Raw genomic sequence first — 13689 nt, 5'->3', positions numbered from 1 at the left:
TTCAGAACCCTAGCCCTGCACTGCCGGACGGTGACGCCAACCCGTCCGGCGCGCTAGCATGGCGCACTTCTTCAGGTTCCCGACATGTCGCTCAGCCACTCCCGCAAAGCCCAGAGCATTCTGCTTCTGCTGTTGCTCGCCCTGCTGCTCAGTGGCTTCGCCGCCACCTCGGTGATCAGTTACTACACCTCGCGCGACAGCATCCGCCACACCATCGTCAATACCGAGCTGCCGCTGACCTCCGACAACATCTATTCGGAGATCCAGAAGGACCTGGTGCGGCCGATCCTGATCTCCTCGATGATGTCGCGCGACACCTTCCTGCGTGACTGGGTGCTGGCCGGCGAACAGGACCCCGCCCCCATAACCCGCTACCTGCTGGAAGTGCAGGAACATTACGGGGCCTACACCAGCTTCTTCATCTCCGAGAAGACCCATACCTACTACCAGGCCAAAGGCGTGCTCAAGCAGGTACGCGAAGACGAGCCGCGCGATGTCTGGTACTTCCGCGTGCGCGACATGCAGGATGCCTACGAGATCAATGTCGACCCGGACATGGCCAACCGCGATCAGCTGACCATCTTCATCAACTACAAGGTGTTCGACTACAGCGGCAACTTCATCGGCGTTACCGGCGTCGGCCTCACCGTCGATGCGGTGGTCAAGCTGATCGACGACTACCAGCAACGCTACGAGCGCAGCGTGTACTTCGTCGACAGCCAAGGCCGCCTGATGCTCACCGGTGCCGAAGGCGGACCGCTGGGCGCCAAGGCCGGTCAGTTGCTCAGTAGCGTGGCTGGGCTGGAAGCATTGATGGCCAAACTGCCACAGCCGAAGAGTGGCAACTTCAAGTACCAGGAGCATGATCGCGGCCACTTCCTCAATGTGCGCTTCATCCCTGAACTGGACTGGTACCTGTTTGTCGACAAGCACGAGGAAGGCGCCCTCGCCGGCATCCGTCATACCCTCTACCTGAACCTGCTGATCTGCGCACTGATCAGCGGTCTGGTGCTGTTGCTGGTGTATTTGGCCATGCGCCGCTACCAGAACTTCATCACCACCCTGGCCACCACCGACGTACTCACCGGCCTGCCCAACCGTCGTGGCTTCAACCTGCTGGCCGGCCAGGCGCTGCAGGAGGCCAAGCGCAACCAGAGCCCGCTGAGCGCCCTGCTGATCGACCTCGACCACTTCAAGCAGCTCAATGACACCCACGGCCACCTGGCTGGCGACGAGGTGCTGCGCGGTTTTGCGCAGAACCTGCAAAGCAACCTGCGCCAGTCCGACATCATCTGCCGCTGGGGCGGCGAGGAATTCATCCTGCTGCTCAAGGACACCGGCAGCAGCACGGCACGCCTGCTGGCCGAGAAGATCCGCGAACAGAGCGATGCCAGCAGCTTCCCCTTCAACGGCGTCAACCTGAGGGTCAGCACCAGCATCGGCATCACCGAACTGCATGACGAAGACACCCTCGACCGCCTGATCGCCCGGGCCGACCGCGCGCTATACCGGGCCAAGCAGTCCGGACGCAATCGCGTCTGCGAAGAAACCTTCGAGCCGCAGGCATGACCGACACCAGCCGCTGTCCACGCTGCGGCCAGCTCAACCGCTGCGCCCAGGCTAGCCAGCCAAAGGCCGTGGAGGACTGCTGGTGTTTTCACAGCCCGGTCGATCCGGCCGTGCTCGACAGCCTGCCGGCCGAACAACGCGACCAGGCCTGCCTGTGCCCACGCTGCGCTCAAGGCCTGCCCGCCGAGCCCAAGCCAGCGGACTGAGCCGTGCGCCTCGACCGCTTCCTCAGCAACCTCCCGCAGTTCAGCCGCGCCAACGCGCGTCTGCTGCTGGCCGGCGGGCACATCCGGGTCGATGGGCAAACGATCAGCGATGGCCGCTGCGAAGTGCGTGAATTCAGCCGTATCGAACTGGATGACCAGTTGCTGCAGGCCGGCAAGCCGGCGCGCTACTTCATGCTGCACAAGCCGGTTGGCGTGGTCAGCGCCACCGAGCATCCAGAGCACCGCACCGTGCTCGACCTGCTCGATGAGCCGGACAAGCACGAACTGCATATTGGTGGGCGCCTCGACCTGAATACCAGCGGCCTGCTGCTGATCACCAACGACGGCCTGTGGTCGCGCCGCCTCACCGAACCCCGCAGCCGCCTGGGCAAGGTCTACCGGGTACAGACCGAACAGCCGATCACGCCCGAGTACATCGAGGTGTTCGCCCAGGGCCTGTACTTCGCCTACGAGAACCTCACCACCCTGCCCGCCGAACTGCAGATTCTCGACAGCCACTGCGCCCTGCTGACCCTGCACGAAGGTCGCTACCATCAGGTCAAGCGCATGTTCGGCCACTTCCAGAACAAGGTCATCGGCCTGCACCGCGAACGCATGGGCACGCTGCAACTCGACCGGAACCTGGCACCCGGTCAGTACCGTGCGCTCAGCCCGGATGAAATCGCCCAGGTTTAACCCGCTGACCGTCCGGCAGAAGCTGGGAAATCAGCCATTAGAGTGACTTGCTTCGGTCACACAAGCCTGCTTGAATCAAACCCAAGGTCCGGAAGTGACCAGCAAGTCGCAAACAGAGTCTAAGAACACTTTTTTGGTTGAGGGTGCCACGGCACCTGTAACGGGACTGCCCCCGATCGCACCGCTACGGAATGCCTGCATTCCACCCGGTCGATTCCCGAACCGAGAAATAGCCCGTCAATAACAACACCTGTCGACAGACTGTAGCCGTCGACAAGGGCCCCCACTTTACAGGCGCATGCCTACCTGTCCTGAAGCTCGCGCAGCTTGCGGTTTATCGCTGCGCGTCCGTAATTGCACGTCAGGGGCATGCATCATGAAACCAGAAAGCGCTGTGCTGGATATCCAGGGGCAATACCGGGTTTACACGGAGTTCTACCGCGCTGACAGCGCCGAGCACACCATCATTCTGGTCAACGGTTCACTGTCGACAACGGCGTCCTTCGCCCAGACCGTCCGCTATCTCTACCCGCATTTCAACGTGGTGCTGTTCGACCTGCCCTACGCCGGGCAGTCACGCGAACACAATGACCACTCGCGCCTGATGACCCGCGAAGAGGAAGCCGACATCCTCCTCGAACTGGTCGAACACTTCGCCTGCGACCATGTGCTGTCCTTCTCCTGGGGCGGCATTGCCACCCTGCAGGCCCTGGCGCGGCGACCACGGCGCATTGAGCGGGCGGTGATCAACTCGTTCTCGCCGATCACTAACCAGGCCATGCTCGGCTACCTGGAACGCGGCGTGGAGGTGATGAAGGCCTGCGACCGCGAGAATGCCGGGCTGCTGCTCAACGGCACCATCGGCAAGCACCTGCCCTCGCTGTACAAGCGCTACAACCATCGCCACGTGACCAGCCTGGAAATCTACGAATACCAGCAGATGTGCTTCCACGTGGAAAACGTGCTGAACATGGAAGGCCGCTCCTGCATCAGCTTCGCCGCGGAAATCGAGATTCCCATGTTGTTCGTCAACGGCGAGTGGGACGAATACACCACGGTCGAGGATGCCCGCCTGTTCGCCCAGTACGTGCGCCACAGCGAGTTCCGCAGCATCGACCAGGCCGGTCACTTCCTCGACATGGAACACAAGGCCGCCTGGCTGCAGACCCGCGACACGCTGCTGGGCTACCTGCAACAGCCGCTCAGCAACCGCCAGCGCAACCTGGCCATGCCGGAAAGCGCCGCCCTCGCCGGCTGAACCCAGGCAGCTGCAAGCAAGGCCCGCCCCGCCTCTGCTTGCGGCCACCGGGGCAGACACGCCACGAGTATTTCTCGCGCCGTGGCTTCACCTGCGCAGGCGATTCTGGTACAAAGTCACCCGCAAAAGCGGGTGTCGTATAATGGCATTACTCCAGCTTCCCAAGCTGATAACGAGGGTTCGATTCCCTTCACCCGCTCCAGATCGAAACGAAAAAGCCCTGCTCTTGCAGGGCTTTTTCGTTTCCGGGGGTTGAGGGATGACTGTCGAGCTCACCAGCGCAGGTAAACAGGAGTGCTATCGCTCTACTCCGCGCCCTCGACAGGCACTGCCACCCAGAAAAAAGAAAACCCCGCGCGAGGGCGGGGTCAAAGGAGCATTACGTCATGGAGATTCAACGCCCTCAGATTATGTGGGCAAAGGTGAAAACTTCGTGAAGCGCGCCGGCTGATTATCCGAGCCGACCAACGGTCACTCAGTCCGCTCCCCGTAGCCACTGCGCCAGGCTGCCGCCGAACAAGGCAGCCTGCTCCTCATAGAGCAGCTCCAAGGCACGGCGCAGGCCGGGGTACCAGACTTCATCGTCCAGCTTGTCCGGCAGTTGCCCTGGCCGAGGCAAGGGCCAGGGGCTGCGATTAAGCAGCTGGTGCAGGGTGTAATGCTCCAGATCACGACTGAGCACCCAGCCACTGCCACCGCTGACCCGACAGACTAGGTGTTCGCGCTCGAGGAAGTCGATGACCTCCTCCCACTCATCCTCCGGCAGCAGCCAGCCTTCGCGCTGCACATCGGTGTGCCGCACCGGCACACCCTGCAGCTGACGTTCGTGAAAGACCCGCAAAATCCCCAGCAACACCAACAGCCGTGGCAGGGCACGGCGGCGCCAGTGGCGCGAGGACGACAGGTTGCACACCAGTTCGGCGCCGAACAACACGATCAGCCAGGACACATAGATCCACAGCAGGAACAACGGCACCGTAGCAAAAGCGCCGTAGATCAACTGGTAACCGGGGAACAGACTGACGAACAGGCCGAACAGCGCCTTGGCCACCTCGAACAGCACGGCGGTAAACAAGCCGCCTAGCAGCGCATTGCGCAGCGGCACCCGGGCATTCGGCACCGTCGCATAGATCAGGGTAAACGCGGCAACGCTGGACAGCAGCGGAGCAAAGCCGAGCAGGGTCTTGGCGCCGATCAAAGCATCCGGCCCGGACAGCAGCGACAGCGAAGTGACATAGGTGCTGATCGCAAAGCCGGCGCCAAGCAGCAGCGGACCCAGGCTGAGGATCGCCCAATACAGCAGGAAACTGGACACCCCACGGCGCGGCTGACGCACCCGCCAGATGGTGTTGAAGGCCTTCTCGATGGTCACCAGCATCATGAACGCGGTGACCGCCAGCAGCACCACACCGATCCACGTCAGTTTGCGCGCCTGGACGGTGAACTCGCGCAGGTATTCCTGCACCGTGGCCCCGGAAGACGGCACGAAGTTGCGGAAGATAAAGCTCTGGATCTCCTCGCCCATGTCCTGGAAGGCCGGAATCGCCGAAAGCATGGCGAAGGTCACGGTCATCATCGGCACCACCGCGAACAGGGTGGTATAGGTCAGCGCGGCGGCACTCTGCGTGGCACGGTCGGCAAAGAAGCGCTGAACCAGGAAACGCCAGAACTCCGTGACATCCTCTAAGCGCTGACGCATTCCCTCTCCTTAGCCATGCCGAACTGCGCTGATCCGCGCCGAGGCAGGTAGAATAGCGCCCACCTCAGGCCAGATGCGACCCATCCATGACCGACTTGACCCTCTATCACAACCCGCGCTGCTCGAAATCCCGTGGCGCGCTGGAACTCCTCGAAGCCCGCGGCCTGACGCCGAACATCCTGCGCTACCTGGAAACGCCACCCTCGGCAGCTGAATTGCAGGGCCTGCTGGGCAAGCTGGGCATCGGCGCGCGCCAGTTGCTGCGCACCGGCGAGGACGAATACAAGGCTCTCAACCTGGCCGACAGCAGCCTCAGCGAGGCACAGCTGATCGCCGCCATGGTTGCTCACCCCAAGCTGATCGAACGACCGATCCTGGTCGCCGGTGACAAGGCAGTGATCGGCCGGCCGCCGGAGAGAGTCCTGGAGTTGCTGGCATGAGCGCACCTTACATCCTGGTGCTGTATTACAGCCGCCACGGTGCCACCGCCGAAATGGCCAGGCAGATAGCCCGCGGCGTTGAACAGGCGGGCCTGGAAGCGCGCCTGCGCACGGTGCCGGCGGTGTCCACCGAGTGCGAAGCCACGGCTCCGGCGATTCCCGCCGAAGGCGCGCTGTACGTCAGCCTCGACGACCTGAAAAACTGCGCCGGCCTGGCGCTGGGCAGCCCGACCCGCTTCGGCAACATGGCCGCGCCGCTCAAATACTTCCTCGACGGCACCAGCAGCCTGTGGCTGACCGGCGAGCTGGTCGGCAAGCCGGCCGGGGTATTCACCTCCACCTCCAGCCTGCATGGCGGCCAGGAAAGCACCCTGCTGTCGATGATGCTGCCGCTGCTGCACCACGGCATGCTGCTCTGCGGCCTGCCCTACAGCGAAGGCGCCCTGCTCGACACCCGCGGCGGCGGCACGCCCTATGGCCCCAGCCACCATGCCGGTGCCGACGGCAAGCGTGCCCTCGACGAACACGAAATCGCCCTGTGCCGCGCCCTCGGGCTACGCCTGGGCAAAACCGCCCAGCAGCTGGAGACCCCGCGTGGCTAAGCAAACGAAACCCCTTCCCACCCTCGAATGGCTGCAGCCCCGGCTAAAACTCACCCGCGCCTTGAGCCTGTTCAGCTTTATCGCCCTGTTCGTCCTGCTGCTGGTGTGGAACCTCGGTTTCGCCGACCTGCACGGCGCGCGTATCTGGGTGGTGCTGAGCATCCAGCTGGTACCGTTGTTGCTGCTCGCGCCCGGCCTGTTCCTCGGCAGCGCCCGTGCCCATGCCTGGACCTGCTTCGTGGTCAACATCTACTTCATCCAGGGCGTACTGGCGGCCATCGACCCGGCGCGCATGCTGTTCGGCCTCCTCGAAGCCCTGATCAGTTTCGAGCTGTTCTGCAGCGCCCTGCTCTACACCCGCTGGCGCTTCCAGTACGACCGCAAGCTGGCCGGCGAGGCCTGATGCGCCTGCTGTTGCTGCCAGGTCTGAATGGCAGCAACCGCCTGTTCGCCCCACTGTTGCCATGGCTGAATGACGTGCAGATTGTGCCTCTGCAGCTGCCAACGCAGGGCCCGCAGGACAGCGACAGCCTGGTCAGCGCCCTGCTGCCGCAGCTTGGCGACAGCCCCTTCGTTTTGCTCGGGGAATCCTTCTCCGGGCACCTGGCTTACCAGATAGCCCTGCGCCAGCCGTCCGGTCTGCGCGGGGTGATCTTCGCCGCCGCGTTTCTCCGGCGCCCGCATCCGCTGCTAGCCCTCAGCCGCTATCTGCCGTTGCCCAAGCGCCTGCTGAGCCATGATCAGCTGTTGCAGCTGTTCTGTGTCGGCCGAAAAGCCAGCCCGGCGCTGCTCGCCCTGCTGCGCGATGAAATCAGCCAGTTGCCCGACGCCCTGCTGCGGGCCCGCCTGCACTGCCTGGCGCGATTGCAGGAGCCCAGCCAGCCACTCGCTTTGCCCGCCCTGCACCTGTGGCCACAGCAGGATCGCCTGGTATCGCGCAACGCCGCAGCCAGTCTCAGCCGGCATTGCAGTGATCTGCGCCAGATAGTGCTGGAAGGGCCGCACTTCATCCTGCAAAGCCGTGCAGAAGCCTGCGCGCAAGCGATCAAGAAGTTTGTCGTGGATCTGGATGCCTCGCCCGCGTAGCAGCCGCTACCAGCCGAGGACTTCTTTCAGGAAGGGAATGGTCAGCTTGCGCTGGGCCTGCAGCGAGGCCTGGTCGAGGCGTTCGAGCAGTTCGAACAGCGCACTCATGCTGCGCTCGCCACGGTTGAGGATGAAGCGTCCGACTTCATCGGTCAGGTGCAGGCCGCGGCGCGAGGCACGCAGCTGCAGGGCACGCAGCTTGTCCTCGTCGGACAGCGCATGCAGCTGGAACACCAGCGCCAGGGTCAGGCGCGACTGCAGGTCGGCCAGACCGATCGGCAACTCGCGTGGCGCGGCGGCGGCGGCAATCAGCAGGCGCCGACCACTGTCGCGCAGGCGGTTGAACAGGTGGAACAGCGCTTCTTCCCAATCGGGCCGACCGGCCACCGCTTCTAGGTCATCCAGGCAAACCAGCTCGCACTGCTCCAGGTTGTCGAGCAGCTCCGGGCCGTAGTCGGCCACTTCGGCCAGTGGCAGGTAGACCACCGACTCGCCACGCTGCTCAAACCGCAGGCAGGCCGCCTGCAGCAGATGGCTGCGCCCGACACCCTCGCTACCCCAGAGGTAGATCAGGCTTTCGGTCCAGCCCGCATCGGCCTCGCACAGCCGCTCGGCATAGCCGAGGGCCGCCGCGTTGGCGCCGGGATAATAGTTAGCGAAGGTGGCGTCATCACGCAGACGCACCCCCAGGGGCAGCTGAATCGGGATCATGCAGGGTTGGGCGGTTCGTCAGAACCTGCTCCGGGCTCACCATAGAGATCGGAAAGTTTATAGAAATCATGAGCATGGCGCAGCAAAACCATGATGATCGCCGCCACGGGCAGGGCCAGCAGCACGCCGGTGAAGCCAAACAGCTGGCCGCCGGCGAGGATGGAGAAGATCACCGCCACCGGATGCAGGCCGATGCGGTCACCGACCAGCCAGGGCGTCAGCAGCATGCCTTCGAGCAACTGGCCGATGCCAAACACCACGGCGATACCGATCAGCGGGTACAGCTCGAAGCCACCGAACTGGAACAGCGCCGCCACTAGTGCCGCGCCAAAACCGACGATAAAGCCCATGTACGGCACGATGCTGGCCAACCCGGCCAGCACGCCGATCAACAGCCCCAGCTCCAGGCCAACCAGCATCAGGCCACTGGCGTAGATGCCAGCCAACGCCAGCATCACCATCAGTTGGCCACGGATAAAGGCACCGAGTACCTCATGGCACTCGCCAACCAGCTGCACCACGAAACTTTCGCGGGCCCTTGGCAACATGCCGCGCAGCTTGGCCAGCATCACATCCCAGTCGCGCAGCAGGTAGAAGGCCACTACCGGAATCAACAGCAGATTGCCGAGCCAACCGAGCAACGCCAGGCTGGAAGCCGTGGCTTGAGCCAGAATCATGCCGGCAATATCGGTGGTCTTGCCCAGGTGCTCGCTTAGCGCGGCTTTGAGCTGTTCAAACCGCCAGAAATCCTCGGCCAGGCCGAACTGCGCCTGCGTCCAGGGCAGTGCCTGGTGCTGCAGCCAGTCGAGCACCTGCGGCACCAGCTCATACAGGCGCATCAGCTGGCGACCGAGCATGGGCACCAGCACCAGCAAGAGAATCAGCAACAGCAGGCTGAACAGGCTAAATACCAGCACCACGGCCCAGGTCCGCGACAGTTTGTGCCGTTCCAGACGATCGACCAGCGGGTCGCCGAGGTAGGCCAGCAGCATGGCCACCAGGAACGGCGAGAGAATCGGTGTCAGCAGATACAGCAGCCAGCAGAACAACACCAGCCCAGCCAGCCACATCCAGCGGCGTGAATCGGTCATATCAGGCTCTCCGCCTTGATTTAGCAGTTAACTGGGAGCTGGCAGCGAACTACCAGCGAAAGCGCAACAGGTTGACCGCTGCTGATGTCGGTGTAGCCCCAGCTGCAGCGCTGGCATCCAGCGGCGCGGCATCTGCCGGAACTTCCTGCAAGCCGGCCAGGCCCAGCTGGGCGCGCAGCTGTTCGGCGCTGGCGTTGACCTGCCAGGTCAGTTGGTCGCCCTTGACCTTGCTCAGCCGCGCAGCGAAGGGTTCGAGCAGTCGCGCCAACTCGGCATAGCGGGACAGATCGGCGCCCTGTACCTCGACGACCATTGCACCAGCGGCACCTGGCTTGACCACGAAACGCGGTGCCAGGCGCTCGCTGACAGCCAGCAGCACGGCATCGGCCAGGGCTTTCTGGTCGATACCCTGAGCCTTGCCCTGCTCGCGGCTATCGCCCAGCCACAGGCGCCATTCGGCTTGCCATTGACCGTCGGCCTCGCGTGCCTGCACAGCGAGCAGGGCATCCGCGGAGTAGCGCTCGGAAGCTGGCTGCAGCGCGTCGGGCTGGCTGGCGCTAAGGTTTTCCGCGGTCGCCACCAGTTGTTCCTGCAGATCCGCCAGTGGCAGGCGCAGCGGCAAGCCACGATTCTGCGCGGCCTGTTGCAATGGCGCGGCGGCTTCCTGGCCGTCACCGACCAGGTTGGCGCCCTCGACGCCAGCATTCAGCCACCAGGCCAGGATCGATGGCCGGTTAGCCCCCCACAGGGCCAACCCAGCTTGGCGCAGCTTGTTGTCGGTGGTCAGCGGATCGAAGTCCACCACCAGGGTTTCGCCTTCGTAGACATAGCGGCTGACCAGCTGCTGCGGGTCCTTGCGCACCCCTTCCAGGGCTGGCGATTGCAGCGCCTTGGCATCGCCAGTGAGGCGCAGCACAAGGGTTTCCAGGGCTTTGCCCAGGGCCAGCGTGCGCTCTTCCGGCTGCTGGCTGGTGACCGCTTCGCGCACCTGATAGAGGCCGCTGACCGGCTCGGCGAAGGACGGCAGGCTGAGCAGCGCGCAGCACAGGGCAAACAGACGAACGAACAGGCGCATGGTGAGTCTCGAAGGCTGGGGGTTGTGCGACAGGCGCACGTGAAGGGCTATACCTTAAACAGCCGCCGGCCACCCGGCAACCGTCGGGGCCGGTGGCCGCTGGCGGGCAAGCCTGATAAAATCGCGCGCCTTCGCAGACCGGCATGCCTGTGGGCACCACCCAGGGCCGGTCGCCACTCGAACTTCCCCCTTTAAAGGCCTGAACCCATGAGCAAGCAACCCTCCATCAGCTACAAGGACGCCGGTGTAGACATCGACGCCGGTGAAGCCCTGGTCGAACGCATCAAAGGCGTCGCCAAGCGCACCGCGCGCCCGGAAGTCATGGGTGGCCTGGGTGGTTTCGGCGCTCTGTGTGAAATTCCCGCCGGCTACAAGCAGCCGGTACTGGTCAGCGGCACCGACGGCGTCGGCACCAAGCTGCGCCTGGCGCTGAACCTGAACAAACACGACAGCATCGGCCAGGATCTGGTTGCCATGTGTGTCAACGACCTGGTGGTGTGCGGCGCCGAGCCGCTGTTCTTCCTCGACTACTACGCCACCGGCAAGCTCAACGTCGACGTAGCCGCCACCGTGGTCACCGGCATCGGCGCCGGCTGCGAACTGGCAGGCTGCTCCCTGGTAGGTGGTGAGACCGCCGAAATGCCGGGCATGTACGAAGGCGAAGACTACGACCTGGCCGGCTTCTGCGTCGGCGTGGTGGAAAAGGCCGAGATCATCGACGGCTCGAAAGTCGCCACGGGTGACGCACTGATCGCCCTGCCTTCCTCCGGCCCGCACTCCAATGGCTACTCGCTGATCCGCAAGATCATCGAAGTAGCTGGCGTCGATATCGCAACCACCCAGGTGGCTGGCAAGCCGCTGACCGACCTGCTGATGGCGCCGACCCGTATCTACGTCAAGCCGCTGCTCAAGCTGATCAAGGAAACCGGCGCGGTCAAGGCCATGGCCCACATCACCGGTGGCGGCCTGCTCGACAACATCCCGCGCGTGCTGCCGCAAGGCGCCCAGGCAGTGGTCGACGTGGCCAGCTGGACCCGCCCGGCGGTGTTCGACTGGCTGCAGGAAAAAGGCAACGTCGACGAACACGAGATGCACCGCGTGCTCAACTGCGGCGTCGGCATGGTCATCTGCGTCGCCCAGGACCAGGTCGAAGCGACCCTGGCCAGCCTGCGCGCGTCCGGTGAAGCTCCGTGGGTGATCGGCCAGATCGGCGTAGCAGCCGAAGGCGCTGCTCAGGTCGTGCTGAACAACCTGAAAGCCCACTAATGGCCGACTGCAATGTCGTGGTGCTGATTTCCGGGTCTGGCAGCAACCTGCAGGCCCTGATCGACAGCATCGCCAAGGGTGACAGCCCGGCCCGCATCCGCGCGGTGATTTCCAATCGCGCCGATGCCTACGGACTGGAACGCGCCAAGCAGGCCGGCATCGACACCCTGGTCCTCGACCACAAGCAGTTCGACGGCCGCGAAGCCTTCGATGCCGCGCTGGTCGAGGCCATCGACGGCTTCGATCCGCAACTGGTGGTGCTCGCCGGTTTCATGCGCATCCTCAGTGGCGGCTTCGTCCGTCACTACGAAGGTCGCCTGCTGAATATCCATCCCTCGCTGCTGCCCAAGTACAAGGGCCTGCACACCCACCAGCGCGCGCTGGAAGCCGGTGATCGCGAGCATGGCTGCAGCGTGCACTTCGTGACCGAGGAACTCGATGGCGGCCCACTGGTCGTACAAGCGGTAGTCCCGGTACAGGCTGACGACACGCCAGAGAGCCTGGCGCAACGCGTGCACGCCGAAGAACACCGCATCTATCCCCTGGCGGTCAGCTGGTTTGCCAGTGGTCGTCTGCGCCATGCTGCTGATGGCGCCCTGCTCGATGGCCAGGCCCTGCCAGCCAGCGGCCATATCATTCGCAACTAGGAGACTCCATGCCCCGCGTCCTGTTGTTGCTACTCGCCTTATTGACCCTGCCGGTGCAGGCCCTCGAACTGAAACCGTTTGCCGCGAGCTACACCGCCGACTGGAAACAGGTACCGATCAGTGGCACCGCCGAACGCAGCCTGAAAGCCCTGGACAATGGGCGCTGGGAGCTGACGTTCGAAGCGGCCATGCTGGTCGCCAGCCTCAGCGAAGTCAGCACCTTCCGCGTCGAGAGCGACACCTTCCTGCCGCTGACCTACCGCTTCGAACGCAGCGGCCTGGGCAAGGCCAAGCAGGTCGAGCATGACTTCGACTGGACCGAGAAGCAGGTGCTCGGCAGCGATCGTGGTGAGCCGGTGCGTTTCGCCCTCAACCGTGGCATGCAGGACAAATCGACCTACCAGCTGGTGCTGCAGAAAGACGTCGCCGCCGGTAAGCAGAGCATGAGTTACCAGGTGGTCGACGGCGACGAGATCGAGGTCTACGACTTCCGCGTGCTGGGCGAGGAGCGCGTGCGCACTCAGGCCGGACTGATCGACGCAGTCAAGGTCGAGCGCGTGCGCGATCCGACCCAGAGCAGCCGCAAGACCGTGCTGTGGTTCGCCAAGGACTGGGACTACCTGCTGGTGCGCCTGCACCAGGTGGAAAAGGACGGCAAGGAATACCAGATCATGCTCAAGGACGGCACGGTGGGTGGCCGCACCGTCGAAGGCATCAAGAAGTAAGCACTCCTGCGGCAAACGAGCCGGGCAATGCCCGGCTTTTTTCTGCCTGGCGAAAATACCCTAGGCTGGTCAGTGAGCCATCAGGGGAAAGCGCCATGAACGACAGCTACCAGCCCATCGCTTGCGATCTCTATGACTACCTGGAGATCGCCTGCCTGCACCATTACCACCTGCGCATCGAGCTGACCGATGGCAGCGAGCTGCAAGCCGAGGCAGTGACCACGGAGATTAATGCGAGCAAGGAGGAGTTCTTCATCGTGCGCGGCGCTGCGGGCGAGCAGCGCCTGCGCATGGATCGCCTGCTGGCCATCACGCCGCTGGATGCGGGTGCCAGTTTCGGTCGGGTGCTCTTGGGTAGTACGCGCTGCTAACAACGCAACCCGGCAAACACCCTACGCGAGGCCCAGTTGTAGCCCGGATGCAATCCGGGAGTGCCATGGCCTGTTTCCCGGATTGCTCCGGGCTACGGCTACTCACTTAAGCGTTTTGCGCCCCTCTCCCTAACCCTCTCCCACAAGTGGGAGAGGGGACTGTCCGTGTTGCCAGAAAGCCATGATCCCATTGCCGGGCCACTGCATGTGCCGCAAAGAAAAACGCCGCCTTCCAGGAGATAGAAGG

General features: G+C 63.8%; 16 protein-coding genes and 1 tRNA gene. 13 read left to right on the top strand and 4 right to left on the bottom strand.

Annotation, left to right across the window (positions count from 1 at the left end; all coding sequences use genetic code 11):
- Positions 1-84 precede the first annotated feature (84 nt).
- The 5 genes from H3H45_RS07950 (at position 85) to H3H45_RS07930 (ending at position 3931) form a co-directional block, all read left to right on the top strand.
- Complete coding sequence (locus H3H45_RS07950; protein ID WP_182833215.1) at positions 85-1569, top strand: sensor domain-containing diguanylate cyclase; 1485 nt, start codon at positions 85-87, stop codon at positions 1567-1569.
- On the top strand, positions 1566-1775 hold the full coding sequence (locus tag H3H45_RS07945) for a cysteine-rich CWC family protein (protein WP_182833214.1): 210 nt from the start codon (positions 1566-1568) through the stop codon (positions 1773-1775). Before H3H45_RS07950 ends, H3H45_RS07945 begins: the two co-directional genes overlap by 4 nt.
- Positions 1776-1778: 3 nt before the next feature.
- Entirely contained in the window at positions 1779-2471 is a 693-nt protein-coding gene (locus tag H3H45_RS07940) for a pseudouridine synthase (protein ID WP_182833213.1), read from the top strand.
- 376 nt (positions 2472-2847) lie between these two features.
- Positions 2848-3729: an alpha/beta fold hydrolase gene (locus tag H3H45_RS07935; RefSeq protein WP_182833212.1), complete on the top strand. Its 882-nt coding sequence runs from the start codon at positions 2848-2850 to the stop codon at positions 3727-3729.
- Positions 3730-3857: 128 nt separating this feature from the next.
- A tRNA-Gly gene (locus tag H3H45_RS07930) sits at positions 3858-3931 on the top strand.
- A gap of 273 nt (positions 3932-4204) precedes the next feature.
- On the opposite strand, the gene H3H45_RS07925 is transcribed toward H3H45_RS07930, so the two are convergent.
- Complete coding sequence (locus tag H3H45_RS07925) at positions 4205-5428, bottom strand: virulence factor BrkB family protein (RefSeq protein WP_182833211.1); 1224 nt, start codon at positions 5426-5428, stop codon at positions 4205-4207.
- An 86-nt stretch (positions 5429-5514) separates the two neighbouring features.
- On the opposite strand from H3H45_RS07925, the gene arsC reads away from it, so the two are divergent.
- Genes arsC through H3H45_RS07905 form a run of 4 tightly spaced genes read left to right on the top strand, consistent with a single transcriptional unit; the run spans position 5515 to position 7556 of the window.
- Complete coding sequence (gene arsC, locus H3H45_RS07920; protein ID WP_182833210.1) at positions 5515-5868, top strand: arsenate reductase (glutaredoxin); 354 nt, start codon at positions 5515-5517, stop codon at positions 5866-5868.
- Complete coding sequence (gene wrbA, locus H3H45_RS07915; RefSeq protein ID WP_173204485.1) at positions 5865-6470, top strand: NAD(P)H:quinone oxidoreductase; 606 nt, start codon at positions 5865-5867, stop codon at positions 6468-6470. The genes arsC and wrbA overlap by 4 nt, the downstream gene beginning before the upstream one ends.
- Positions 6463-6873: a DUF2069 domain-containing protein gene (locus H3H45_RS07910; RefSeq protein WP_182833209.1), complete on the top strand. Its 411-nt coding sequence runs from the start codon at positions 6463-6465 to the stop codon at positions 6871-6873. The genes wrbA and H3H45_RS07910 overlap by 8 nt, the downstream gene beginning before the upstream one ends.
- Positions 6873-7556 carry an alpha/beta fold hydrolase gene (locus tag H3H45_RS07905; protein WP_182833208.1) on the top strand — a complete coding sequence of 228 codons (684 nt, stop codon included), beginning with the start codon at positions 6873-6875 and terminating at the stop codon, positions 7554-7556. Before H3H45_RS07910 ends, H3H45_RS07905 begins: the two co-directional genes overlap by 1 nt.
- A gap of 6 nt (positions 7557-7562) precedes the next feature.
- On the opposite strand, the gene hda is transcribed toward H3H45_RS07905, so the two are convergent.
- From hda to H3H45_RS07890, 3 genes are read right to left on the bottom strand one after another with little or no spacing between them, the layout of a single operon-like run.
- Positions 7563-8267 (bottom strand): DnaA regulatory inactivator Hda, encoded by a 705-nt coding sequence (gene hda / locus H3H45_RS07900; RefSeq protein ID WP_182833207.1) that lies wholly within the window; start codon positions 8265-8267, stop codon positions 7563-7565.
- A complete protein-coding gene (locus tag H3H45_RS07895; protein ID WP_182833206.1) occupies positions 8264-9358 on the bottom strand; it encodes an AI-2E family transporter in 1095 nt (364 codons plus the stop codon). Before H3H45_RS07895 ends, hda begins: the two co-directional genes overlap by 4 nt.
- Positions 9359-9407: 49 nt before the next feature.
- Positions 9408-10433: a DUF2066 domain-containing protein gene (locus H3H45_RS07890; protein WP_182833205.1), complete on the bottom strand. Its 1026-nt coding sequence runs from the start codon at positions 10431-10433 to the stop codon at positions 9408-9410.
- A 207-nt stretch (positions 10434-10640) separates the two neighbouring features.
- Between H3H45_RS07890 and purM the strand changes: the two genes are divergently transcribed.
- The 4 genes from purM (at position 10641) to H3H45_RS07870 (ending at position 13442) form a co-directional block, all read left to right on the top strand.
- A complete protein-coding gene (gene purM, locus H3H45_RS07885) occupies positions 10641-11699 on the top strand; it encodes a phosphoribosylformylglycinamidine cyclo-ligase (RefSeq protein ID WP_182833204.1) in 1059 nt (352 codons plus the stop codon).
- A complete protein-coding gene (gene purN, locus H3H45_RS07880; protein ID WP_182833203.1) occupies positions 11699-12346 on the top strand; it encodes a phosphoribosylglycinamide formyltransferase in 648 nt (215 codons plus the stop codon). Before purM ends, purN begins: the two co-directional genes overlap by 1 nt.
- An 8-nt stretch (positions 12347-12354) precedes the next feature.
- Positions 12355-13071 (top strand): DUF3108 domain-containing protein, encoded by a 717-nt coding sequence (locus H3H45_RS07875; RefSeq protein ID WP_182833202.1) that lies wholly within the window; start codon positions 12355-12357, stop codon positions 13069-13071.
- A 95-nt stretch (positions 13072-13166) separates the two neighbouring features.
- Positions 13167-13442 (top strand): Rho-binding antiterminator, encoded by a 276-nt coding sequence (locus H3H45_RS07870; protein WP_182833201.1) that lies wholly within the window; start codon positions 13167-13169, stop codon positions 13440-13442.
- Positions 13443-13689: the final 247 nt, after the last annotated feature.

This window comes from Aquipseudomonas guryensis (assembly GCF_014164785.1).
In the GTDB taxonomy this organism is placed as follows: Bacteria; Pseudomonadota; Gammaproteobacteria; order Pseudomonadales; family Pseudomonadaceae; genus Aquipseudomonas; species Aquipseudomonas guryensis.
This window is presented reverse-complemented; position numbering and strand designations above follow the sequence as displayed.